Annotated in this window: 21 protein-coding genes; 10 read left to right on the forward strand and 11 right to left on the reverse strand. The window is 61.2% G+C overall.

Annotated elements, in window-relative coordinates:
- Positions 1-14: 14 nt before the first annotated feature.
- From E4P01_RS17720 to E4P01_RS17745, 6 genes are all read left to right on the forward strand, one after another.
- Positions 15-1,742: an autotransporter assembly complex family protein gene (locus E4P01_RS17720; protein ID WP_216091723.1), complete on the forward strand. Its 1,728-nt coding sequence runs from the start codon at positions 15-17 to the stop codon at positions 1,740-1,742.
- The gene (locus E4P01_RS17725; protein ID WP_216091722.1) at positions 1,742-5,428 is read left to right on the forward strand and encodes a translocation/assembly module TamB domain-containing protein; all 3,687 of its coding nucleotides are present in this window, start codon (positions 1,742-1,744) and stop codon (positions 5,426-5,428) included. Before E4P01_RS17720 ends, E4P01_RS17725 begins: the two co-directional genes overlap by 1 nt.
- Before the next feature lie 189 nt (positions 5,429-5,617).
- On the forward strand, positions 5,618-6,091 hold the full coding sequence (locus tag E4P01_RS17730; RefSeq protein WP_005789189.1) for a MarR family transcriptional regulator: 474 nt from the start codon (positions 5,618-5,620) through the stop codon (positions 6,089-6,091).
- The gene (locus tag E4P01_RS17735) at positions 6,088-7,539 is read left to right on the forward strand and encodes an efflux transporter outer membrane subunit (RefSeq protein ID WP_248130101.1); all 1,452 of its coding nucleotides are present in this window, start codon (positions 6,088-6,090) and stop codon (positions 7,537-7,539) included. The genes E4P01_RS17730 and E4P01_RS17735 overlap by 4 nt, the downstream gene beginning before the upstream one ends.
- A 15-nt stretch (positions 7,540-7,554) precedes the next feature.
- Positions 7,555-8,754, forward strand: a complete 1,200-nt coding sequence (locus E4P01_RS17740) for an HlyD family efflux transporter periplasmic adaptor subunit (RefSeq protein ID WP_078821684.1) — start codon at positions 7,555-7,557, stop codon at positions 8,752-8,754.
- On the forward strand, positions 8,754-10,283 hold the full coding sequence (locus tag E4P01_RS17745; RefSeq protein ID WP_216091721.1) for a DHA2 family efflux MFS transporter permease subunit: 1,530 nt from the start codon (positions 8,754-8,756) through the stop codon (positions 10,281-10,283). The genes E4P01_RS17740 and E4P01_RS17745 overlap by 1 nt, the downstream gene beginning before the upstream one ends.
- A gap of 133 nt (positions 10,284-10,416) precedes the next feature.
- Here the strand turns inward: E4P01_RS17745 and lpxH are convergent, their stop codons facing one another.
- Positions 10,417-11,166 (reverse strand): UDP-2,3-diacylglucosamine diphosphatase, encoded by a 750-nt coding sequence (gene lpxH / locus E4P01_RS17750; protein WP_078821683.1) that lies wholly within the window; start codon positions 11,164-11,166, stop codon positions 10,417-10,419.
- Positions 11,163-11,666 carry a peptidylprolyl isomerase gene (locus tag E4P01_RS17755; RefSeq protein ID WP_005789179.1) on the reverse strand — a complete coding sequence of 168 codons (504 nt, stop codon included), beginning with the start codon at positions 11,664-11,666 and terminating at the stop codon, positions 11,163-11,165. The genes lpxH and E4P01_RS17755 overlap by 4 nt, the downstream gene beginning before the upstream one ends.
- 261 nt (positions 11,667-11,927) lie before the next feature.
- Between E4P01_RS17755 and E4P01_RS17760 the strand changes: the two genes are divergently transcribed.
- Positions 11,928-13,628, forward strand: coding sequence for a glutamine--tRNA ligase/YqeY domain fusion protein (locus tag E4P01_RS17760; RefSeq protein ID WP_216091720.1), 1,701 nt, complete (start codon positions 11,928-11,930; stop codon positions 13,626-13,628).
- A 19-nt stretch (positions 13,629-13,647) separates the two neighbouring features.
- Positions 13,648-15,036: a cysteine--tRNA ligase gene (gene cysS / locus E4P01_RS17765; protein WP_078821682.1), complete on the forward strand. Its 1,389-nt coding sequence runs from the start codon at positions 13,648-13,650 to the stop codon at positions 15,034-15,036.
- Positions 15,037-15,169: 133 nt separating this feature from the next.
- On the opposite strand, the gene E4P01_RS17770 is transcribed toward cysS, so the two are convergent.
- Both E4P01_RS17770 and E4P01_RS17775 read right to left on the reverse strand, forming a co-directional pair.
- Positions 15,170-15,505 (reverse strand): DUF6124 family protein, encoded by a 336-nt coding sequence (locus tag E4P01_RS17770; protein ID WP_078821681.1) that lies wholly within the window; start codon positions 15,503-15,505, stop codon positions 15,170-15,172.
- 267 nt (positions 15,506-15,772) lie between these two features.
- Entirely contained in the window at positions 15,773-16,468 is a 696-nt protein-coding gene (locus E4P01_RS17775; RefSeq protein WP_216091719.1) for a peptidase E, read from the reverse strand.
- Between the two features lie 140 nt (positions 16,469-16,608).
- On the opposite strand from E4P01_RS17775, the gene E4P01_RS17780 reads away from it, so the two are divergent.
- Complete coding sequence (locus E4P01_RS17780; RefSeq protein WP_216092174.1) at positions 16,609-17,067, forward strand: HIT family protein; 459 nt, start codon at positions 16,609-16,611, stop codon at positions 17,065-17,067.
- Between the two features lie 125 nt (positions 17,068-17,192).
- Here the strand turns inward: E4P01_RS17780 and E4P01_RS17785 are convergent, their stop codons facing one another.
- From E4P01_RS17785 to E4P01_RS17815, 7 genes are all read right to left on the reverse strand, one after another.
- Complete coding sequence (locus tag E4P01_RS17785) at positions 17,193-17,531, reverse strand: Na+/H+ antiporter subunit G (RefSeq protein ID WP_216091718.1); 339 nt, start codon at positions 17,529-17,531, stop codon at positions 17,193-17,195.
- Positions 17,528-17,806 carry a K+/H+ antiporter subunit F gene (locus tag E4P01_RS17790; protein WP_032880591.1) on the reverse strand — a complete coding sequence of 93 codons (279 nt, stop codon included), beginning with the start codon at positions 17,804-17,806 and terminating at the stop codon, positions 17,528-17,530. The genes E4P01_RS17785 and E4P01_RS17790 overlap by 4 nt, the downstream gene beginning before the upstream one ends.
- A complete protein-coding gene (locus tag E4P01_RS17795) occupies positions 17,803-18,291 on the reverse strand; it encodes a Na+/H+ antiporter subunit E (RefSeq protein ID WP_078821678.1) in 489 nt (162 codons plus the stop codon). Before E4P01_RS17795 ends, E4P01_RS17790 begins: the two co-directional genes overlap by 4 nt.
- A complete protein-coding gene (locus E4P01_RS17800; RefSeq protein ID WP_032880595.1) occupies positions 18,288-19,970 on the reverse strand; it encodes a monovalent cation/H+ antiporter subunit D in 1,683 nt (560 codons plus the stop codon). Before E4P01_RS17800 ends, E4P01_RS17795 begins: the two co-directional genes overlap by 4 nt.
- Positions 19,967-20,311, reverse strand: coding sequence for a Na+/H+ antiporter subunit C (locus E4P01_RS17805; RefSeq protein ID WP_005789164.1), 345 nt, complete (start codon positions 20,309-20,311; stop codon positions 19,967-19,969). The genes E4P01_RS17800 and E4P01_RS17805 overlap by 4 nt, the downstream gene beginning before the upstream one ends.
- Complete coding sequence (locus E4P01_RS17810; RefSeq protein WP_103734483.1) at positions 20,311-23,232, reverse strand: monovalent cation/H+ antiporter subunit A; 2,922 nt, start codon at positions 23,230-23,232, stop codon at positions 20,311-20,313. The genes E4P01_RS17805 and E4P01_RS17810 overlap by 1 nt, the downstream gene beginning before the upstream one ends.
- 204 nt (positions 23,233-23,436) lie before the next feature.
- The gene (locus E4P01_RS17815; protein ID WP_032880599.1) at positions 23,437-24,366 is read right to left on the reverse strand and encodes a DMT family transporter; all 930 of its coding nucleotides are present in this window, start codon (positions 24,364-24,366) and stop codon (positions 23,437-23,439) included.
- 92 nt (positions 24,367-24,458) lie between these two features.
- On the opposite strand from E4P01_RS17815, the gene E4P01_RS17820 reads away from it, so the two are divergent.
- Positions 24,459-25,022, forward strand: coding sequence for an XRE family transcriptional regulator (locus tag E4P01_RS17820; protein WP_032880600.1), 564 nt, complete (start codon positions 24,459-24,461; stop codon positions 25,020-25,022).
- Position 25,023: the final 1 nt, after the last annotated feature.

Consider the following 25,023-nt stretch of genomic DNA (forward strand, 5'->3'; position numbering starts at 1 on the left):
TAGCATCCGCGCCTATGAAGTATCCAGGAAGATTTACCAGCGGCTTGATTCTGCTGTTCACAAGCTGCGGCGCATTGGCGCAAAGTGAACTGGACGTGCAGATCAAACCCTCAAACGACGCGCTGAAAGCCAACATCGAAGGCTATATCGGCGGGGTCGGCGATCGTGACGAAGAAGCCTTGCTGCGGTTCAGCCGTGGCGCCGAGGAGCAGGCGCGCAAAGCCGCGCAGGCACTGGGCTTCTATCAGCCACAGATCGCCAGCGAGGTGAAGGGCGGCAAGAATCCGCGCCTGACCCTCACCATCGACCCCGGCGAACCGGTGCATTTGCGCGACGTGACCATTCGGGTCGATGGCCAGGCCGCGAGCCTCAAGGCCTTTCGCGTACCCGCCAGCGACGACCTCAAGCCCGGTGCCGTGCTCAATCACGGTCATTACGAAGACGCCAAGCGCCTGATCCAGAACCAGGCCTCACGCTACGGCTTTTTCAGCGGGCGCTTCACTAGCCAGAAGCTCGCGGTTGATCCTCAAGCGGGCGTGGCCGACATCGAACTCATTTACGACAGCGGCCCGCGCTACAGCATGGGCAAGGTCAGCTTCAGCGGCGACACGCCGTTTGATGAAGAACTGTTGCAACGCATGGTGCCCTTTGACAGTGGCACGCCGTACGACTCCGAGCTGGTCGCCGAACTCAACCAGAACCTGCAAGCCAGCGGCTTCTTCGAAGGCGTGCGCGTGGACGCCAGCCCCACCGCCGCGACTGATGACGTGATCCCGGTCGCTGTACAATTGGAAACCCGCAAGCCCCGCACCATGGGCCTCGGCCTGGGTTACTCCACCGACGTCGGCCCACGGGGCAAAGCCAACTGGACGCGGCATTGGGTCAACCCCCAGGGCCACAGCTACGGTTGGGAAGCCGAATTGTCGGCACCGCGGCAGAACGTCGGCCTGTGGTATGACATCCCGCTGGACCCGCCGCTTACCGACAAATTGCGCTTTGCCGGTGGCTATCAGAATGAAGAGATCGCCAACACCGACACCTTGAGCAAGCTGCTCACCATTGGCCCCGAATGGCACAGCAAGTTGCCCAGCGGCTGGACGCGGGTGATTTCCCTCAAGTACCAGCGTGAGGAATACCGCCTGGGCAATGACTCGGGGCTGAGTAACCTGTTGATGCCGGGGGTGAGTTATTCCTACCTGCGCAGCGACAACCGTATCGACCCGCACCATGGCTATCGCCTGATGTTCGACACCAAGGTCGCCAAAGAGGGCCTGGGGTCTGACACCAACCTGCTTTACGGCACGGCCACGATCAAGGGCCTGACCACCTTGTGGGACAACCACCGTTTTCTGGGGCGCGCACAATTTGGCGGCAGTGCCACCAACGGCTACAAATCCGTGCCGCCGTCGTTGCGCTTCTTTGCCGGTGGCGACCAGAGCGTGCGCGGCTACGAGTACCAGACCCTGTCGCCGGAGAACGATCGTGGCGACCGTATCGGTGGTCGCTACATGGTGGCCTTGAGTGCCGAGTATCAATACTCCATCACCGATAAATGGCGGATCGCGACCTTCATCGACCAGGGTAACTCGTTCAACAACCTGGACCTGCCGAGCCTGAAAACCGGCGTCGGCGTCGGCGTGCGCTGGGTGTCGCCGGTGGGGCCGATCCGCCTCGACCTGGCCCATGCCCTCGAAGATCCGGGCGGCGTTCGCTTGCACTTTTCCATGGGGCCTGAGCTGTGATGCGTGGTTTGAAGATAGCGGGGCTGGTGCTGGTCGCCATCCTCGTGTTGCTGTTGTTGGCGCTGTGGTCAGTGCTTGGCACCCAGGCGGGCAGTCGCTGGGCCTTGGGCCAGGTGCCAGGTTTGAGCGTGGAGAATTACCAGGGCCGCCTGGGCGGGCAGTGGAGTGCCGATCATCTGCTGTGGCAGCAGGACGGCAGCCGCGTCGAGCTGAATGCGCCGACGTTTGACTGGTCGCCCGGCTGTCTGTTGCGCATGACCCTGTGTATCAACCGACTGGACGTGGAACAGGTCAGCCTGGAATTTGCCCCCAGTGCCGAAGAGAGCAGCAGCGGGCCGATTCAACTCCCCGACCTGAAACTGCCGGTTGCCATCCAACTGGGCGACGTTCGCATCGGTAGCCTGCTGTTCAACGGCAGCGAAGAACTCAAGGGCCTGCAACTGGCGGCGCACTGGACCACCGCTGGTATGCAGATTGACTCGGTACATTTGCAGCGCGATGACCTGGTGCTCGACCTTGCCGGCCTGCTGCAACCTACCGGCGATTGGCCGCTGAATGCCACCGGCAACCTGAGCCTGCCCTACGCCCCAGGCGGTGCACCCTGGAGCGTCGCGCTCAAGCTCGACGGCGACCTGCTCAAGACCCTCAAGCTCGACGCCGACAGCAGCGGCTACCTGCCGGCCAAGCTCAAAGGCGAGCTGCAACCCCTGGCCGAAAACCTGCCGGCGCAGTTGCACATCACCTCCGAGGCGTTCAAACCCAGCGCCGACCTGCCTGACACCTTGCAACTCAACCAGTTGGACTTGAGCGCCAAGGGCAACCTGAAAGATGGCTACCAGTTGCTGGGCAAGGCCGTGCTGCCAGCGGAAAAAGGCCCGGTGGATTTACTCCTGCAAGGCAAGGTCGACGCCAAGGGCGCGCAGATCGCCGGGCTGGACCTGAATGCCGGTGACCAGCAAAGCCTCAAGCTCAGTGCCAACCTGGACTGGCAACAAGGCTTCAGTGCTGACGCCAAAATCGACTGGCTGGACTTCCCCTGGCATCGCCTCTATCCCGTCATCGACGAGCCGCAAGTGGCATTGCGTACCTTCAATGGTGAAATCTCCTATAAGGACGGCAATTACCTGGGCAACCTCAAGGCCGACCTCGACGGCCCGGCGGGTAAGTTCAATGTGGTCACCCCCTTCAGTGGCGACCTCAAGCAAGTCTTCCTGCCCGAGTTGAAACTGACGGCCGGTCAGGGCAAGGCCGAAGGCCACCTGAACCTGCAATTTGCCGACGGTATTGCCTGGGACACCGCGCTGGACCTGTCGGCACTGAACCCGGCGTACTGGGTGGCCGAGTTACCTGGCACCCTGGCCGGACCGCTGCGCAGCAAAGGCGAGTTCAAAAATGAACAACTCAAGCTCAACGCCGACCTCGATCTCAAGGGCCGCCTGCGCGGGCAAACCGCTGTGCTGGCGGCCAAGGCCGAAGGTGCAGGCGAACAATGGACCCTCGCCAACCTGGACATCCGCTTGGGTGACAACCGCATCAACGGCAGTGGCAGCCTGCAACAACGCCTGGCCGGGCAGATCGACATCAAGCTGACGCGCCTGGCCCAGCTTTGGCCGCAACTGCGCGGGCAAATCAATGGGCGTGTCGATGTGGCCGGCACTTTGAAGGCGCCGCAAGGCAAGCTCGACCTCAAGGGCCAGCAATTGGCATTTGCTGACAATCGCCTGCAAACCCTCAACCTCGACGCCAGCCTCGATAGCGCCCAACGCGCCAAGCTCGACCTCAAGGCCAGCGGTATTCAAAGCGGCGAGACGCAAGTCGGCAACCTCACTGCCAGCGCCCAGGGCGATATCAAGAACCAGAAAGTCCAACTGGCTCTGACTGGCCCGCTGGTCAAACTAGCCCTAGCCCTGGACGGCAACCTCGATAAAGACAACTGGCGCGGGCGCCTCGCCAGTGGCGACGTGCAAGCCGGTGGCCAAGACTGGCGGCTGCAAGCCCCGGCGAAAATCGAGCGCCTGGCCGATGGCAAGCTGACCTTCGGCGCACACTGCTGGGTCTCCGGCGGCGCCAGCCTGTGTGGCGAAGACCAGCGCCTGATGCCCGAGCCAAAGCTGCGTTACCACCTCAAGCAATTCCCCCTCGACAGCCTTGCGGCCTTTTTGCCCAAAGACTTCGCCTGGCAGGGCAAGCTCAATGCTGACGTACAGCTCGATTTGCCGGAAAGCGGGCCCAAGGGCGTAGTGGCGGTAGATGCCAGCGGCGGCACCTTGCGCGTGCGCGACAAGGGCCAGTGGCTGGATTTCCCCTATGACACCCTGAAGCTGGAAACCACCCTCAACCCCAAGCGTATCGACACCCAGCTGAATTTCCGTGGCGGCAAGCTTGGCGAGTTGTTGTTGCAGGCGCAGATAAATCCGCTGCCGAACAATAAGCCGATCACCGGCAATTTCAGCCTCACCGGCCTGGACCTCGCCGTGGCGCGGCCGTTTGTGCCGATGGTGGAAAAGCTCACCGGCAAGCTCAACGGCAGTGGCCGCATCTCTGGCGGTTTACTCGCGCCGCTGGTCAACGGCAACCTGAACCTGGTGGACGGTGAAGTCTCCGGGCCCGAGTTGCCCATCAGCCTTGAGGGCTTGAACCTGCAGGCGCAGATCGCCGGCGAAAGCGTGCAGCTCAACGGTGGCTGGCGTAGCGGCAAGGCCGGGCAGGGTAGCCTCATGGGCCAGATCGACTGGGGCCGCGCCCTGGTGGTCGACCTCAGCCTCAAGGGCTCGCAACTGCCGGTCACCGTAGAACCCTATGCCAAGCTGGAAGTGGCACCCGACCTGAAGATCAGCCTCAAGGACGACAAACTGGCGATTGCCGGCAAAGTGCATATCCCCCGTGGCGATATCACCGTGCGCGAGCTGCCGCCTTCGACGGTCAAGGTCTCTGACGACACGGTAATCATCGGCAGCCAGACCGAAGAGGGCAAAGCGCCGATGGCGATGGCCATGGATATCGACGTGGAGGTGGGTGAAGACCAGCTCAACTTCGCCGGTTTTGGCCTCACCGCCAAGGTCCAGGGCCATGTGCATATCGGCGACAACATGGATACCCGTGGCGAGCTGTGGCTCAACGACGGCCGCTACCGTGCCTACGGCCAGCGCCTCAACGTGCGCCGCGCGCGGCTGTTGTTTGCCGGGCCGCTGGACCAGCCGTTCCTGGATATCGAAGCGGTGCGCGTAGTGGTCGAATCGTCCCGCACCGTGACTGCCGGTATTCGCCTGAGCGGTAGCGCCGAACAGCCGGCCACGCAGATTTTCTCCGAGCCGGCCATGGCTCAAGAAGATGCGCTGTCGTACCTGGTGCTGGGCCGTTCGCGCACCAACACCGGCGAAGACAACAACATGCTCGCCGAAGCCGCCCTGGGCCTGGGCTTGATGGGCAGTGCCGGTGTGACCTCGGACATTGCCAATAAGCTGGGTATCCAGGACTTTGATCTGGACACCCAAGGCACCGGCAACAGTACGGCGGTAGTGGCGAGCGGCAAGATCAACGAGAAGCTCAGCCTGCGTTATGGGGTAGGGGTGTTCGAGCCGGCCAACACCATTGCCTTGCGCTACCTGCTGAGCAAGAAGGTGTACCTGGAAGTGGCCACGGGTGTGGCGAGTTCCCTGGATATCTTTTACAAACGCGATTTCTGATCGGTACGCGGTAAAAAATGTGGGAGGGGCGGTGCGACGATTCGACTTGCTCCTCCCACATTGGTTTTCATTTCACTCCAGCCTTCGGTCAACTACCAAGCAACCTAATTATTCCATTTGACATTCGCTGCCTAAGCAGTAATATCTCGTCACACATTCACTGCCTAGGCAGTAATAAGGTGACTTTCGATGCCTCACTTCACCCCCGATAACTTCCACAACTGCCACCTCGGCCTGTTGCTGGGCCGCGCCGCGATTCTCAAGGACCGCATCATCGACACCCATATGGAACCCCACGGCATCACCGCCGCGCAGTTCAAAGTGTTGATCATCATGGCCCAGTTCGGCGTCGACACCCCGGCCGAGCTGTGCCGCAACCTGTCCCTGGACAGCGGTTCGATGACGCGGATGCTCGACCGGCTGGAGCAAAAAGACCTGCTCAGCCGCAAGCGCTCCGAACTGGATCGCCGCCAGGTGCAGTTGGTGCTGACCGCCGAGGGCCAGCGCCTGGCGGACATGCTCCCGCACATCGGCGCCCAGGCCCTCAACCAACTGGCCGGCGCGCTTGAACCGGGCGAGTTGGAAACCCTGGAGCGGATCCTGAAGAAGATACTGATCGCTGCGGGTGACCCCATCACGATCCAGCGGGTAGGTAGATCATGAACACACGCGCACTCAGCCTGGTGCTGGCGGCGATGACGTTGGCCGGTTGCGCCAATTACAGCGGCCTCGACACCCAGGGTCAGCGCCTCGACGCCAACACCCTGCAAACCGGCAAATCCCTAAGCGGCGTGACGCTGTCGAGCGCCGCCTGGCCGGCCGCCGACTGGTGGAAAAGCCTCGGCGACCCACAGCTTGACGGCCTGATCCAGGAGGCCCTGCAAAGCAGCCCCGACATGCAAGTCGCCGACGCCCGTGCCCACCAGGCCGAAGCCGCCGCCTATGCCGCCAACGCCGCCCGTATGCCGACCGTGGATGCCAGCGCCGGTGTAAGCCGCTCGCGCTTGGCCAAAGACCAGGACCCGCGTGGTCAGGGCGATGCCTATTCGACGGTGCGCAACATCGGCGCCAGCTTCAACTACAACTTCGACCTCTGGGGCGGCCAGCGCGCAGCCTGGGAAGCCGCGTTGGGCCAGGCCCGCGCCGCCGAAGTCGACCAGCAGGCCGCGCGCCTGACCCTGGCGGCCAACGTGGCCAAAGCCTACAGCGACCTGGGCCAGGCGCATATCGTGCGTGACCTGGCTGTCGATGACCTCAAGCGCACCCGCCAGATGCTCGACCTGAGCAAGCGCCGCCTGAGTTCCGGCATCGACAGTGAATACCAATACCAGCAGACCGAGAGCCTGGAAGCCAGCTCCCAGTCGCAACTGATCGACGCGGAAAAACAACTGCAAAGCGCCAAGATCGCCCTCGCCGTATTGCTCGGCAAAGGCCCGGACCGGGGTGGCGAGTTGGCCCGCCCGGCGGTGCTCAAACCCAGCGCCGTCGCGGTGCCCGCGGTGTTGCCTGCCGAGCTGCTCGGTCGTCGCCCGGACCTGGTCGCCGCACGCTGGCGAGTGGAGGCGGCGAGCAAGAACATCGACGCCAGCAAAACCCGCTTCTACCCCAACCTCAACCTGAGCGCGAGCGCAGGCGCCGAGTCGTTGCTGGGCGATGCGATGTTCGGTTCGGCCAGCCGTTTCTTCAATATTGCGCCGACGATTTCGCTGCCGATTTTTGATGGCGGCCGCCTGCGCGCCGACCTTGACGCCCGCGACGCCGACTACGACCTGGCCGTGGCCCAGTACAACAAAACCCTGGTGCAAGCCCTGGGTGATATCGGCAACAGCCTTTCGCAGCTGCGCGACACCGGCCGCCAGATCCAGGCCCAGCAACATGCCGCCGACATCGCCCAGCAGTCCTACGACACCGGGGTGCAACGCTACAGCTCGGGCATCGGTAACTACCTGGATGTGCTCAGCATCGAGCAGCAACTGCTGCAGGCCCAGCGTCAGCTGGCGACCCTGAAGGCGGCGCAGATCGATCTGTCGATTCAACTGATGCAGGCCCTGGGCGGCGGATACAACGCCAGCAACGTGGCCGCGACCCCCCCCGCCACACGCACGGAATAATTTGAGGTATTTGTCATGGCCACTGCCGACAGTAACAACGCAACTGAACAACCCAAAGACAACAACCCACGCAAACGCAAAGTCATGCTCATCGGCCTGGCGCTGATCGTCATCCTCGGTGTGGTCGGCGTGTGGGCCTGGTATCAGTTCTACGGGCGCTTCAACGAGAGCACCGACGATGCCTACGTGAACGGCAACGTGGTGGAAATCACCCCACTGGTCACCGGCACCGTGGTCAGCATCGGCGCCGACGATGGCGACCTGGTGCATGAAGGCCAGGTGCTGATCAATTTCGACCCCAACGATGCTGCCGTCGGCCTGCAAAGTGCCCAGGCCAACCTGGCGCGCACCGTGCGCCAGGTGCGCGGGTTGTACAGCAATGTCGACGGCATGAAAGCCCAGGTCAATGCGCAGAAGGCCGATGTGCAAACGGCCCAGGACAACTACAACCGGCGTAAGACCCTGGCCCAGGGCGGAGCGATCTCCCAGGAAGAACTGTCCCACGCCCGCGACAGCCTGACCGCGGCCAAGAACGCCTTGACCAACCTTGAGCAACAACTCAAAACCACCAATGCCCTGGTGGATGACACGGTGATTTCGTCCCACCCCGACGTGCAAGCCGCCGCTGCACAACTGCGTCAGGCCTACCTGACCAATGCGCGCAGCACCCTGATTGCGCCGGTCACCGGCTATGTAGCCAAGCGCACCGTACAACTGGGCCAGCGTGTTCAACCGGGCACCGCGCTGATGGCCGTGATTCCGCTGGACCAGCTGTGGATTGACGCCAACTTCAAGGAAACCCAACTGCGGGATATGCGCATCGGCCAGCCGGTGGATATCGAGTCGGACATCTACGGCAGCGACGTGAAGTACAGCGGCACCGTCGACAGCCTCGGCGCCGGCACCGGCAGCGCGTTCGCCTTGCTGCCCGCACAGAACGCCACCGGCAACTGGATCAAGATCGTGCAGCGGGTACCGGTGCGCATCCATATCAACGCTGAAGAGTTGGCCAAGCACCCGCTGCGGGTGGGCTTGAGCACCGTGGTCAACGTAGACCTGCACGACCAGAGCGGCCCGGTGCTGGCGCAACAGGCGCCGCAAAAGGCCTCGTTCACCACCAGCGTGTATGACCGTCAATTGGCCGAAGCGGATGCCATGATCAATCAGTTGATTCATGACAACAGCGTCGCCGCTCCCAAGGCTGCGCAACGCTGATGAGCAATAACGCCTCGTTCACGCCACCCAGCCTGTTGATGGCCACTATTGGCCTGTCGCTGGCGACCTTTATGCAGGTGCTCGACACCACCATCGCCAACGTGGCGTTGCCGACCATTTCCGGCAACCTGGGCGTGAGTTCGGAGCAGGGCACCTGGGTGATCACCTCGTTTGCGGTGAGTAACGCCATCGCGTTGCCGCTCACCGGCTGGTTGAGCCGGCGCTTTGGCGAGGTGAAGCTGTTTCTGTGGGCGACCATCCTGTTTGTGCTGGCCTCGTTCCTGTGCGGGATTTCCACCTCGATGCCCGAGTTGATCGGCTTTCGGGTGCTGCAAGGTTTGGTCGCCGGGCCGTTGTACCCGATGACGCAGACGCTGTTGATCGCGGTCTACCCACCCGCCAGGCGCGGGATGGCCCTGGCGTTACTGGCAATGGTCACGGTGGTGGCACCGATTGCAGGCCCTATCCTCGGCGGCTGGATTACTGACAGCTACAGCTGGCCGTGGATCTTCTTCATCAACGTGCCCATCGGTATCTTCGCGGTGATGGTGGTGCGCTCGCAGTTGAAGAAGCGTCCGGTGGTTACCAGTTATCAGCCGATGGATTACGTCGGGTTGTTGAGCCTGATCGTCGGGGTCGGCGCCTTGCAGATCATCCTCGACAAGGGCAATGACCTGGACTGGTTCGAATCCAATTTCATCATCATTGGTGCAGTGATCTCGGTGATTGCCCTGGCGGTGTTCGTCATCTGGGAAATGACCGACAAGCACCCCGTGGTAAACCTGCGGTTGTTCGCGCACCGTAACTTTCGCATTGGCACCATCGTGTTGATCCTGGGGTATGCGGGCTTTTTCGGCATCAACCTGATCCTGCCGCAGTGGCTGCAGACCCAGATGGGCTACACCGCCACCTGGGCCGGGCTGGCGGTGGCACCGATCGGTATCCTGCCGGTGCTGATGTCGCCGTTCGTGGGCAAGTACGCGCACAAGTTCGACCTGCGCTTGCTGGCTGGCCTGGCGTTCCTGGCGATTGGCTTGAGCTGCTTTATGCGCGCCGGTTTCACCAACGAAGTGGACTTTACCCATATCGCCATGGTGCAGCTGTTCATGGGTATCGGCGTGGCGCTGTTCTTCATGCCGACCTTGAGCATCCTGATGTCCGACCTGCCACCGCACCAGATCGCCGACGGCGCCGGGCTCGCGACCTTCCTGCGCACCTTGGGCGGCAGTTTTGCGGCGTCGCTGACCACCTGGATCTGGATTCGCCGGGCGGACCAGCACCATGCCTACATGAGCGAGAACATGACCACCTACGACTCGGCCACCCGTGATGCCTTGCAGGCGCTGGGCGGGGCAGGGCAGAAGGCGTACACGCAGCTGGACCAGATTCTCACCAGCCAGGCGTACATGATGTCCACCGTGGATTACTTCACGTTGCTGGGGTGGATGTTCATGGGGTTGATGTTGCTGGTGTGGCTGGCCAAGCCGCCATTTACCGCAAAGGCAGGGCCGGCGGCTGCGGGGCACTGATCATAAGGTCAGCGCGGTCCCTGTGGGAGCTGGCTTGCCTGCGATGCCGACACCTCGGTGTATCAGATGCACCGAGGTGATGCTATCGCAGGCAAGCCAGCTCCCACAGGTTGATCGGTGTTGTGTCATAGGTTTAGGCGCCAGGCAACGCCAACTGCGGGTTGACGAAATCAAACGCCGCCAGTTGAAAGCCTTGCTCATCCACCTGCAGCGCCCATCCTTGCTTGTCCCAGTCCCCCAGCACAATGCGCTTGGCCGCCTGGTCGCCGATCTGCAACTTATGGATCGCAGGGCGGTGCGTATGGCCGTGGACCAGGGTGCGCACGCCGAACTGCTGCATTACTCGCGGCACTTCTTCAGGCGTGACATCGACAATGTCGTTGGCCTTCATGCGCACTTGGGCAGAGCTTTCGCTACGTAGTTTGCGTGCCAGTTTGTGGCGCGTGCCCAGGGGCAGATGGCGCAGGATAAACAACACAATCGGGTTACGCAGGATGCGCCGCAGCTTCATATAGCCAAGGTCGCGGGTGCAGAGGCTGTCGCCGTGCATCAGCAGCACAGGCTCGCCATACAATTGCACAACACTCGGGTCCTTGAGCAAGGTGGCGCCTGCCGCTTTGCAGAACGCCTTGCCGATCAGGAAATCGCGGTTGCCATGCATGATGAAAATCGGGGTGCCGCTGTCGCTCAGTTCACGCAACGCCGCACAGATGGAACGCTGGAAGGCGGTCATGCCATCATCGCCAATCCAGGCTTCGAAGAAGTCCCCCAGAATGTACAACGCCTGGGCGCCACGGGCGCGGCCGTGGAGCAGATCCAGAAACGCCCGGGTGATGTCCGGGCGCTCCTCTTCCAGATGCAAATCTGAAATCAGTAATATCACCCAACGATCTCGGCTTTCTCGACGATCACGTCTTCGGCTGGAACGTCCTGGTGACCGGCCTTGGAGGTGGTGGACACGCCTTTGATCTTGTCGACAACGTCCTGGCCTTCGGTGACTTTACCGAACACCGCGTAGCCCCAACCCTGCACGTTCTTGCCGCTGTGGTTGAGGAAGGCGTTGTCGGCGACGTTGATGAAGAACTGCGCGGAGGCCGAATGCGGCTCCATGGTACGGGCCATGGCGACGGTGTACTTGTCGTTGGAAAGGCCGTTGTCCGCTTCGTTCTGGATGCTTGGGCGCTTGTCTTTCTTCTCTTTCATGCCAGGCTCGAAACCGCCGCCCTGGATCATGAAGTTGCCGATGACACGGTGGAAAACGGTGTTTTCGTAGTGGCCGGCTTTCACGTATTCGATGAAGTTGGCGACGGTGATCGGCGCCTTGTCGGCGTTCAGCTCGATGACGATGTCACCGTGGTTGGTGGTCAGTTTGACTTGAGTCATGTTCACTACTCTTTTCAGGGAATTCGTGGGTTTGGGCGCCTGGGCGCCACGACCGGTTTGGCGAAGCTTGGGCCAAGACGCGCAGTTTAGCGTGCCTTGCAGGAATTTCGAGGTGGTTTTTTACCGCGCCTGTCATTAAAGCAGCAATTAAAGCAGCAGTTTTCGACCGCGCTCTGTCAGGTGGTTGACAGCTTCGGCTATGATAAGCCCTTTGTTTTATCTGGCCTGACCCGGCCACGAACCTGTCTGTTCAAGGATCCTATGAGCAAGCCCACTGTCGACCCTACCTCGAATGCCAAGGCCGGACCTGCCGTCCCGGTCAATTTCCTGCGCCCGATCATCCAGGCGGACCTGGATTCGGGCAAGCATACGCAGATCGTCACCCGCTTCCCGCCAGAGCCCAACGGCTACCTGCACATCGGTCACGCCAAGTCGATCTGTGTGAATTTCGGCCTGGCCCAAGAGTTCGGTGGCGTCACGCACCTGCGTTTCGACGACACCAACCCGGCCAAGGAAGACCAGGAATACATCGACGCCATTGAAAGCGACATCAAGTGGCTGGGCTTCGAATGGTCCGGTGAAGTGCGCTATGCCTCCAAGTATTTCGACCAGTTGTTCGACTGGGCTGTCCAGCTGATCAAGGCCGGCAAGGCCTATGTGGACGACCTGACCCCGGAGCAGGCCAAGGAGTACCGTGGCACGCTGACCGAGCCGGGCAAGAACAGCCCGTTCCGCGACCGTTCGGTGGAAGAGAACCTGGACTGGTTCAACCGTATGCGCGCCGGCGAGTTCCCGGACGGCGCCCGCGTGCTGCGTGCCAAGATCGACATGGCCTCGCCGAACATGAACCTGCGCGACCCGATCATGTATCGCATCCGCCATGCCCACCACCACCAGACCGGTGACAAGTGGTGCATCTACCCCAACTACGACTTCACCCACGGTCAGTCGGACGCCATCGAAGGCATCACCCACTCCATCTGCACCCTGGAGTTCGAAAGCCATCGTCCGCTGTACGAATGGTTCCTGGACAGCCTGCCGGTACCGGCGCACCCGCGTCAGTACGAATTCAGCCGCCTGAACCTGAACTACACCATCACCAGCAAGCGCAAGCTCAAGCAACTGGTGGATGAAAAGCACGTACATGGCTGGGATGACCCGCGCATGTCCACGCTGTCGGGCTTCCGTCGCCGTGGCTACACCCCGGCGTCGATCCGCAACTTCTGCGACATGGTCGGCACCAACCGTTCCGACGGTGTGGTCGACTTCGGGATGCTGGAATTCAGCATCCGCCAGGACCTCGACGCCAACGCCCCCCGCGCCATGTGCGTGCTGCGGCCGTTGAAGGTAGTGATCACCAACTACCCGGAAGGCCAGGTCGAGAACCTCGAACTGCCGCGTCATCCGCAGAAGGAAGAGCTGGGCGTGCGCAAATTGCCATTCGCCCGCGAAATCTACATCGACCGCGACGACTTCATGGAAGAGCCGCCCAAGGGCTACAAGCGCCTGGAGCCGAACGGCGAAGTGCGCCTGCGCGGCAGCTACGTGATCCGTGCGGACGAAGCGATCAAGGACGCTGACGGCAACATCGTCGAGCTGCGTTGCTCCTACGACCCGGACACCCTGGGCAAGAACCCTGAAGGCCGCAAGGTCAAGGGCGTAGTCCACTGGGTGCCGGCCGCCGCCAGCATCGAGTGCGAAGTGCGCCTGTACGATCGTCTGTTCCGCTCGCCGAACCCCGAGAAGGCCGAAGACAGCGCGAGTTTCCTCGACAACATCAACCCTGACTCCCTGCAAGTGCTCACTGGTTGTCGTGCCGAGCCATCGCTTGGCGACGCACAGCCGGAAGACCGTTTCCAGTTCGAGCGCGAAGGTTACTTCTGCGCAGATATCAAGGACTCCAAACCTGGTGCTCCGGTATTCAACCGTACCGTGACCTTGCGAGATTCGTGGGGCCAGTGATTCTGTTTAAGGAACTGTCGTGCTAACGATCTACAACACACTCAGCAAGACCAAAGAAGTCTTCAAGCCGCTGGATGGCAACAAGGTGCGCATGTACGTGTGCGGCATGACCGTGTACGACTACTGCCACATCGGCCACGGTCGCAGCATGGTTGCCTTCGACCTGGTGACCCGCTGGCTGCGTTTCAGCGGCTATGACTTGACCTATGTGCGCAACATCACCGACATCGACGACAAGATCATCAACCGCGCCAACGAAAACGGCGAGTCGTTCGACGCGCTGACCGAGCGCATGATCGCTGCCATGCACGAGGACGAGGCGCGCCTCAACATCCTCAAGCCGGACATGGAGCCGCGTGCCACGGACCACATCCCTGGCATGCACGCGATGATCCAGACCCTGATCGACAAGGGTTACGCCTACGCCCCGGGCAATGGTGACGTGTACTACCGCGTCGCCAAGTTCATGGGCTACGGCAAGCTCTCGCGCAAGAAGATCGAAGACCTGCGCATCGGCGCGCGCATCGAAGTCGACGAAGCCAAGCAGGACCCGCTCGACTTCGTGCTCTGGAAAGGTACCAAGCCCGGCGAGCCAAGCTGGGAATCACCGTGGGGCCCTGGGCGTCCGGGCTGGCACATCGAATGCTCGGTAATGTCCACCTGCTGCCTGGGCGAGACCTTCGATATTCATGGCGGCGGCAGCGACCTGGAGTTCCCGCACCACGAAAACGAAATCGCCCAGAGCGAAGCCGCCACTGGCAAGACCTACGCCAACGCCTGGATGCACTGCGGCATGATCCGCATCAATGGCGAGAAGATGTCCAAGTCCTTGAACAACTTCTTCACCATCCGCGACGTGCTGGAAAAGTACCACCCAGAAGTGGTGCGTTACCTGCTGGTGTCCAGCCACTACCGCAGCGCCATCAACTACTCGGAAGACAACCTCAAGGACGCCAAGGGCGCCCTGGAGCGTTTCTACCACGCGTTGAAAGGCTTGCCAGCGGTGGCGCCTGCTGGTGGCGAAACGTTCGTGGCGCGCTTTACCGAAGTGATGAACGACGACTTCGGCACGCCGGAAGCCTGCGCGGTGCTGTTCGAGATGGTGCGTGAGATCAACCGCTTGCGTGAGACTGATCTCGACGCGGCAGCGGGCCTGGCGGCGCGCCTTAAAGAACTGGCCAGCGTACTGGGTGTGTTGCAGATGGAAGCCGATGACTTCCTGCAAGCCGGCGCTGAAGGACGTGTGGATGCGGCGCAGGTTGATGCATTGATTCAGGCGCGTCTGGCTGCTCGGGCTAACAAGGACTGGGCGGAATCCGACCGTATCCGTGACCAACTGACCGCGATGGGTGTGGTGTTGGAAGACGGGAAGGGTGGGACGACGTGGCGGTTGGCTGATCAGGCCTGATCCAGATGTGGGAGGGGGCTTGCTCCCGATGGCGGTAGGTCAGTCAGCTCGTCTGCAACTGGCCCACTGCCATCGGGAGCAAGCCCCCTCCCACTTTTGACCGTGCTCACTTTGCTCGGTCTTCGGATCAGATCTATCCGTGAATTGGTTTGTCTTTGAGTTTTAGCGTTTTATCCACCATCAGCTGAATCCCTTCCAGCATCCGGCAAATTCCCAGAGCTACGCTACGCGGGGTGCCTTCGATCTCAAAAGCCAAATGGCTTGCCAGCGCTTGAACCGACGCAAGATCCTCCGACGCGTTGACCAGCAGCGTCTCGACGTCTAATCCTTCACGTACGGTAAACAAACCATGATCCTCAGCAGCTGGCTCTGGTTTTTCAGACGGGTTCAGGTAGTGATTTATCGCTCGATGAGCGGCAGTGTGAAATGCGGTTGAATCTGACGGTGGATTCGGACTGTCTTTAATCATGGCGTAGCTCCTAGAGTATTGGAGTCACCACCCATCGCTGCGAAACGATATTTGGGTGGCAGCTGTACGCAGGTTCGCAGACCGGGACTCTAGCACCCGGCATACCCGAAGGTATCCCGCGCACAGCCGCCATAACATCAGGCATTAAAAAGCGCCCGCTATCTGAGGTGGACGCTGTGCGTCTAGAGTTTAACCGAGCTGCGAAACCCGGTCGCTGAATTTGCAGCGACCGCCAAAGATTAGGCGGCCATTTTCTGAGCGGCAACCCTAAAGAGCTGTAGGGCGTTTCCTTGCAATGGGCTCCGAAGTGCTGCTGAGTTCATATGCACTACCAGTCGTGTAGTTATGAACAGTCGCGTGGTGTTCACCGTTCTTGAAATGCAGGGCAACGCCGTCATCCAGCGCGTAGGCGGGGTGTATGTTTTCAAGTCGAACCCGTTCAACAAACGAAGATTCTCTCCCCACCTCTGAACTGAAGTGCGGGCACAGCGCGCCAGGGAAAAAACCCAGTCCGTCGACCAGCGCATATACGCCCCCTGAGTCGGAATGCCCGTGGTCGAACCAGCAGATGGCGCCGGCACTGACGCCGCAAAGCACTTTGCCGTGTTCCTGGGCTTGCTTCAAAAGGGCGGTCACGTCAAATTCACGCCAGATGGCCAGCAAGGCTCGGGTGTTGCCGCCGGCCACGTAGATGATGTCAGCCTGTTCAAACAGCGCGGCAACATGAGCTGGGGTTGGAAAAGGCGGAATGAAAAACGTCAATGGCACAACGGTGCAGCCGGCGCTTTGGTATTTGAGCGTGAAGTCGGCAATCTTCGTACGGTCATCGCCATTGGCGGTGGAGATATAGAGCACCGTGGGCTGGGTTTTGCCCGACGAAGCGACGATATATTCGTCGATGCGGGTCATGCGCGTCATGTCTTCGCTGGACTCGCCGCCGATGACAATGATGTTTTTATCCATGGTGAACTCCTGTCTCAGCACAGCGGGCATACCCAGGTCTTAGGACATTTCCCAAATGCCCATAGGGTTTGACGCCCATACCATCCTAGCTTTAGATGATTGCCACGACCAAACCCAAGACGAAACTGGCGGTGATTCAAATGGATTGTATTTTCTGCAGCATTGTCCGCAAAACTTCCCCGGCCCATATCCTGTGGGAGGATGATCAGCATATGGCGTTCCTGTCGATCTTCCCTAACACACCGGGTTTCAGCGTGGTGATTCCAAAGCAGCATTACGGCAGCTATGCGTTTGTGCAGTCGGATGAAGTGTTGGCAGGGCTCGCGGTCGCAGCAAAGAAAACCGCACAACAGATCGACCGCGCATTTCCCGATGTGGCGCGTACGGGGATGATTCTGGAAGGGTATGGGGTGGACCACCTGCATGCGAAGTTGTTTCCCATGCATGGGACCGGGCAGGACAGTACATTCAAGCCAATGAGTTCGAAGGTGGAGAAGTTTTTCGAGGCGTATGAGGGCTACATCTCGTCCCACGATTTTGTGCGGGCGGATGATGCCGAATTGGCGGAATTGGCGGCAAGAATCCGATCCTTCGCCTAGCACCCATCCAACTGTGGGAGCTGGCTTGCCTGCGATAGCGGTGGGCCAGCCAACCTCTTCAGTGACTGATCCGACCTCATCGCAGGCAAGCCAGCTCCCACATTTTTATGTGCCTGCCTGAGAGGTCAGCGGCGGCTGCTGACTTCAGCCGGCACATCGTCACCGGCCATGCGTTTGCGGAATAGGGCGGTTCGCGCCAACAGCACTGTGGTGACCGGCACGGTGATCGCGAGCAAAACCGGAATCAACCAACCATGCAACACCGGCCCGGACTTGAGCACCGAAAAATAGATAATCGACGCCAGTGCCACGCACCATGCGCCCAATGTCGAGGCGAGTGCCGGCGGGTGCATGCGTTGGAAAAATTCCTTCATCCGCAGCAAGCCAATCGCGCCAATCAACGCAAACACACTGCTGAGTAACAGCAACGCCGCGACTATGACTTCAACCCATAACGGCATCATTCAATCACCTCCCCACGCAGCAGGAATTTCGCCAGGGCAAACGAGCCCACGAAGCCGAACAGCGCGATCAGCAGCGCCGCTTCAAAGTAGGTATCACTGGCATAGCGAATACCCAGCACCAGCATCATCAGCATGGCCAGGATGTACAGGTAGTCCAGCGCCAGGACTCGGTCCTGGGCGGACGGGCCTTTGAACAGGCGGATCAGGGTCAGCACCATCGCCAGCGAGAACAGGAACAGGCTGGCCAGGATCGCATTGGAGAGCAGGGCGCTCATTCGAAGATCTCCATCAGGGGCCGCTCGTAGGTGGCTTTGAAGTGCTGGATAAACAGGGCTTCATCGTCAAGGTCGAATACGTGCAGCAGCAAGATGCTACGGTCCAGCGCCAGTTCCGACCAAATGGTGCCGGGGATCACCGTGGTAATCATCGACAGCGCGGCAAGGCCGTTGGGGCTGTGCAGGTCCAGGGGGATCCTGATGAAGCGCGAGCGCGGCGGGCGTGTGCCGCAGGTCAGTACACCCCACGCCACTTGCAGGTTGGAGACGATCACGTCGCGGCCCACCAACAGGAACAGGCGCAGGATCACGCCAGGGCGACGCAGGCTGATCGGCTGCGGGCGCAGCGGCGCCATCAGCAAAGGCGCGAGAAAGCCCAGCAGCGCGCCCAGCAGCAGGTTGCCGGGGCTGATCGACAGGTTCAGCAGCAGCCACAACACCCACAGGGCCAGCGACAACCAGGGTGCAGGAAACAGGCGCTTCATGGTTGCACCTCCAGCGCGGCGGCCTTGGCTTCAGGGCTCGGCACCGGCCGCGTGGCCATTACCGCCATCACATAGCTTTCCGGGTTGTTCAGGCTCTTGGCGGTGGCCAGGGTGTAGCGCATCAAGGGTTCGGCCTTGAACGTCAAGGCGATGCTCAAGCCCAGCAGCACGAAGATCGGCACGCACTCGTAGCGTCGCAGCAGCGGTGATGGGCGCTCTTCCGGGGTCCAGAAGCGCTGGATGCCAAGGCGGGCGAAGGCGATCAGCGACGCCAGGCCAGACAAAATCAGTAACGCCACCAGGCCCCAGGCTGCAGGACGGATCGATTCGTCCACGGCGTTGCCCAGGCCCAGTGGGTTGATCAGCGCACTCAAAAGGCTGAGCTTGCCGATGAATCCCGACAATGGCGGCATGCCGATAATCAGCAGCGCGCAGGCGATAAAGCTCAAGCCGAGAAAGGCCATGGTCCAGGGGATGACCTGGCCGACCACGGCTTTCTGCTCATCGTCCAGGTTCACACCCGGACGCGGATGCAGCGACTCCATGGCCTTGGGCAGCGCATCAATCTCTTCATCAAGCGGCAGGTCGTTGGCCGAGCGCGAACGCTCGATCAATTCAGCCAGCAGGAACAGCGCACTCAATGCCAGGGTGGAGCTGACCAGATAGAACAATGCCCCAGCGGTCAGGCTTGGCTGGGCAAACCCTACCGCCGACAGCAGGATCCCGGCCGAGACCAGAATGCTCAGGCTCGCCATGCGCTCCAGGCGTTGCGCCGCCACCATCGCCAGCGCCGCGCAGACGATGGTCGCCATGCCGCCATACACCAGCCAGTCGCCGCCAAACAGCGCCGAAGCGCCGGCCTGGCCGGAAAACAGCAGGGTCCACAGGCGCAGCACGGTGTACACGCCAACCTTGGTCATGATCGCAAACATCGCCGCCACCGGCGCACTGGCCGAGGAGTAGGCGGGCGCCAGCCAGAAGTTCAGCGGCCACATGCCGGCCTTGGCCAGAAACGCGGTCGCCAGGATCGCTGCGCCAGCGTGCAGCAGGCCGCGATCAGCCTCCGGCACCAGCGGGATTTTCAGTGCCAGGTCAGCGAAATTCAGCGTGCCGGTGACGCCGTAGATCATCGCCGCACCAATCAGGAACAGCGACGACGCCAGCAGGTTGATCGCAATGTAATGCAGGCCGGACGACACCCGAGCACGACCCGAACCATGCAGCATCAGGCCGTAGGACGCCGCCAGCAGCACCTCGAAGAACACGAACAAGTTGAACAAATCCGCGGTGAGAAATGCGCCGTACAGACCCATCAGCTGGATCTGGAACAGCGCATGGAAGCTAGTGCCCGCACGGTCCCAGCGGGCCATGGCGAAGAGCAATGCGCTTACGCCGATAACCCCGGTGAGCACCAGCATCAGCGCCGAGAGCTGGTCCACCACCAACACGATGCCGAACGGTACTTGCCAGTTACCCGGCAGGTACACGCCGATCGAGCCGGGCCCGCCTTTTTGTGTCCAGTACAGCAACAGGACGGCCACGCCCAGGCCGATCAAGCTGGAGACCAGGTTGATTTTGGCCTTCAGCGGCCGGCGTTTCTCGCCGAGCATCAGCATCAGCGCCGCCGTGAACAACGGCAGCAGAATCGGCGCAACGATCAGTTGATTGACCCAATTCATTCCTTCGGCTCCCGGCCATCCACATGGTCAGTGCCGGTCAGGCCCCGGGATGCCAGCAGCACCACCAGGAACAACGCGGTCATGGCGAAGCTGATCACGATGGCTGTAAGTACCAGGGCCTGGGGCAGGGGGTCGGTGTAGTTGAGCAGGTCTTGCGGCACGCCGTCCTTGATGATCGGCTCCTTGCCGATAAACAGGCTGCCCATGCTGAAAATGAACAGATTGACCCCGTACGACAACAGGCACAGGCCCATCACCACCTGGAATGTCCGTGGCCGAAGCACCAGCCAGACGCCGGAGGCCGCCAGGACCCCAATGGCAATTGCGATGACTTCTTCCATCAGGCGGCTCCTTCGGTTGCAGCAACGACTTTGGGCTGGTTGCTCGGTTTATGTGCTCGCACAGATTGGTGGCCGAGGGCGGTCAGCATCAGCAGCGTCGAGCCCACGACCATGGCGTACACGCCAATGTCGAAGAACAACGCACTGGCGATATGGATATCGCCGAGCAGTGGCACGTGGAAATGCCAGGTATGGGTGGTCAGGAACGGGTACCCGGCGAACAGCGCGCCAAGGCCGGTCAAGGTCGCCGACAGCAGGCCGAAGCCCATCCAGCGCATGGGCCGCAGGCTCATCTGCGCTTCGACCCATTGGGTGCCCGCCACCATGTATTGCAGGATAAACGCTACCGACATCACCAGCCCGGCGACAAACCCGCCGCCTGGTTGGTTGTGACCGCGCAGGAACAGGTAGAACGACACCACCAGCGCAATCGGCAACAGCAGGCGCACCAGCACCGCCGGCACCATCATAAAGCCCAGCGCGGTGTCACTGGCCTGGCGCGGGTTGACCAGGTCGGTGGCCACGTCCGGTGCCAATTGGCGCTGTTGCGCCGGCAACTGCATGCTTTCCTTGGACGGGCGGAAGCGTCGCAGCAAGGCATATACGGTCAAGGCCACGGCACCCAGCACGGTGATTTCGCCCAGCGTATCGAAGCCCCGGAAGTCCACGAGCATCACGTTCACCACATTGCTGCCGCCGCCTTCGGGCAGGGCGCGGCTCAAGTAGAACGAGGAGATATCGTTGGGTGTCTGGCGGGTCAGCATCGCGTAGGACAACAGCGCCATGCCGCCGCCCACTACAGTGGACAGCAACAAGTCGCGCACCCGGCGAATGCGCGCCTTGCGCAAGGTGTTGGGCAATGGCCAAACCTCCTCGATACGCCGTGGCAGCCAGCGCAGGCCGAGCAGGATCAGCACGGTGGTCACCACTTCCACCACCAATTGGGTCAGGGCCAGGTCCGGCGCCGAGAACCACACGAAGGTCACGCACGTCATCAGGCCGCACACGCTGACCATGGTCAGGGCCGCCAGCCGGTGATACTTGGCTTGCCAGGCGGCGCCCAGCGCGCAGGCAATCGCCAGCAACCACAGGGTGACGAAGACGATGGAGCCCGCAATCTTCGGCCGGTCGCCCCAGGTGAGGCCACTGTTGATCATGGGGATCATGGCCCCGATCACCGCGACGATCACCAGTAGGAACAATTGGGTTTGCAGGCGCTTGGTGCTGATGCGTTTTTCGATCCTGCGCACACCGCGCATCATCACCACCAGGCAGCGCTCGAAGCCACGCTTGCCGTTGAAATAGCCGATCAGCGGCGGGTATTCGAAGCGGCCACGCTTGAGTTGCTTGCGCAGCATCAGGTACAGCACCACGCCGCCGGTCATTGCCACCAGGCTCATGATCATTGGCGCGTTCCAGCCGTGCCAGATCGCCAGGCTGTACTCGGGCAGCACACCACCGACCACGGGCAACGCCGCTGCGGCAAGGATCGAGCCGACCACCTGGGCCGGGAAAATCCCCACCAGCAGGCAGGTGAACACCAGCAATTCCACCGGCGCACGCATCCAGCGCGGTGGCTCGTGAGGCGTGTGCGGCAAGTCGGTAGCCGGTGGGCCGAAGAACACATCCACGGTAAAGCGCAGGGCGTAGGCCACGCTGAACGTACCGGCGATGGTCGCAATCACCGGCAGGGCGATTTCCACCCATTGCGTCGACGAGATGAATACGGTTTCGGCAAAGAACATCTCTTTGGACAGGAAGCCATTGAGCAACGGCACACCGGCCATGGAGGCACTGGCTACCATGGCCAGGGTCGCGGTAAACGGGATCAGACGCACCAGGCCACTGAGCTTGCGGATGTCCCGCGTGCCGCTTTCGTGGTCGATGATGCCCGCCGCCATGAACAGCGACGCCTTGAAAGTGGCGTGGTTGAGGATATGGAACACTGCGGCGACGGCGGCCAGCGGGCTGTTAAGGCCCAGCAGCAGGGTAATCAGCCCGAGGTGGCTGATGGTGGAGTAGGCCAGCAGGCCCTTGAGATCGTTTTGGAACATGGCGCAGTAAGCGCCGAGGAGGAGGGTGAGGGCGCCGGCACCGCCGACGATCCAGAACCATTCTTCGCTGCCGGACAGCGACGGCCACAGGCGGGCCAGCAGGAACACGCCGGCCTTCACCATCGTCGCCGAATGCAGATACGCCGAAACCGGCGTCGGTGCCGCCATGGCATGGGGCAGCCAGAAGTGGAACGGGAACTGCGCGCTTTTGCTCAAGGCGCCGATCAGCACCAGGGCCAGCATGACCGGGTACAGCGAGTGCGCGCGAATCTGGTCGCCCGCCGCCAGCACCTGGTCCAGGTCATAGCTGCCGACGATATGCCCCAGCAACATCACCCCGGCCAGCAGGCACAGCCCGCCTGCGCCGGTGACCATCAGGGCCATATAGGCACCACGCCGCGCATCGGCGCGGTGGTGCCAATAGCCGATCAGCAGGAACGAGAACAGGCTGGTCAGTTCCCAGAAGAACACGATCTGAATCAGGTTGCCGGAAATCACCAGGCCAAGCATGGCGCCCATGAACGCGAGGAAGAACGCAAAGAAACGCGGCACCGGATCGTCCGGCGACATGTAATAACGCGCATACAACGACACCAGCGTGCCGATGCCGAGCACCAGCATCGAGAACAGCCAGGCAAAGCCGTCCATGCGCAACACGAAGTTCAGCCCAAGACTGGGCAACCACAGGAATTCTTCGCGTATTACGCCACCATGGGCGATCTGGGGGTAGAGCAGTGCGACTTGAATAGTGCCGACCAATGCCACCAGGCCGGCCAGCAGGGATTCGGTATTACGTGCGTTGTGCGGCAGCAAGGCCGCCAGACAGCTGCCAATGAATGGCAGAAGCAGTAGAACTATCAGGGACATAGGCTTCTAATCTGCGGGAGTTTGGGATGCATCATACGTGCCGCTTTCACGATCACCAAACGGCAAGATGTGGCAGGATCCTACAAGGTAGGCCGAAACCTCTCATTCAGCACTGGTTCAAAACCCTTGAATTGAAACGCCGACCCCTGTGGGAGCCGGGCTTGCCCGCGATGACGATAGAGCGGGCACCACAGGGTTTGCAGGTTATCCCTGACGCTCCTGTTCCAAGGCATCTGCGAGTTCAATTGCCTTCTGCCCCTTCGTCTTCATCTCACTCACAATCACCGCTACCACAATCAACACCGCCCCGACCATTGCAATCGGCGGGAAGCGCTCTCCGGCAATTCGCCCGACCACGCCTGCCCACACCGGCTCGCCGGCATAGATCAAGGTAGCCCGGGTTGGCGACACACTCTGCTGCGCCCAATTCATCGCGACCTGGATCACCGCACTGGTCAAGCCCAGGCCCACGGCGCTGAACAGCAACAGCCAAGAAAAGCCCGGCAACGCCTCGCCCATGGGCACCACCATCATGAACGACAGCACCGAAGCGGTGGCCAGTTGCACCACGGTCACCCGGCGAATATCCACCTGGCCGGCAAATGCACTGATCAAGATGATCTCGGCCGCTATTGCCACGGCACCGATCAGCGTAGCGATTTCACCTGGGCTGAAGTTCAGTGAAGCCCCCGCCGGGCCAGTCAACAGCATCAACCCGGCAAACGCCAGCATGATGCCGATGCTGGGCATCAACCCGGGGCGACGGCCCAGCACCAGCCACTGCAACAGCGGTACGAACGGTACATACAACGCGGTGATAAACGCCGACTGGCTGCTCAGGATGGTCTGCAAGCCAATCGTCTGCAAACCGTAGCCAAACATGATCGCCACCCCGATAAACACCCCGGCCTTCAATTCGAACAGGGTCAGGTCGCGCAGGGTGCGCAAGGAAAAGAACCCCACCACAATTGTCGCCGCCGCGAAGCGCAGCCCCACAAAAAACATCGGCCCGCTGACGGTCATGGCATGTTGCACCAGCAAAAAGGTACCGCCCCAGATCATGGTGATCACCACCAGGATGCATTCGGCTTTGCTGAAGCGGTTGAATCGCGAAGGGGAGGTCGGGGCTGTCATGGCGGCTCGGTCTTGCAAGGGAAAGGCACGGACCGCACAATGCGCCGCACGTTGGGCAGTATACTGCGCACACCCACCTATTGAGCAATATAGTGCACAAAGAAAATCCGCAACGGGCTTCGGTCCTGCAGCATGTCAGCCAGAACGTCCGTCGCCTGCGCCACGCCGCCGACCTGAGCCAGACTGCACTTTCGGAAAAGTCCGGGGTCAGCCGGCGCATGCTGGTGGCGATTGAAGCGGGGGAGAAGAACGTCAGCTTGTCCACTTTGGATCGTGTGGCTGAAGCGTTGGACGTGGCGTTCAGTGATCTGATTCAGGCGCCGGATGTGCGGGACCACAGCCGTATCAACGAGCTGGCCTGGGCGGGCGAGATTGTCGGGAGTAAGGCGGTGCTGCTGGCCAAGGCCACGGCGCGGCGTGAAGTCGAATTGTGGGAGTGGCGGCTTGAACCCGGTGATCGTTATTGCCCGGACCCTGATTTGGAAGGGTGGAGCGAACAACTGTTCGTGTTCGAGGGCAGCCTGACGCTGGTGATAGGTGATCAGGAAAATGTCATCGAGGCTGGAGAGTTCTTTATGTTCGCCAGCCACCAGCCCCATGCTTATCGCAATGATGGGAACGCGGCGGTACGGTTTGTTCGAAATGTGGTGATTTGAG

This window comes from Pseudomonas sp. NCIMB 10586 (genome assembly GCF_023127895.1).
Classification (GTDB): Bacteria; Pseudomonadota; Gammaproteobacteria; order Pseudomonadales; family Pseudomonadaceae; genus Aquipseudomonas; species Aquipseudomonas synxantha_A.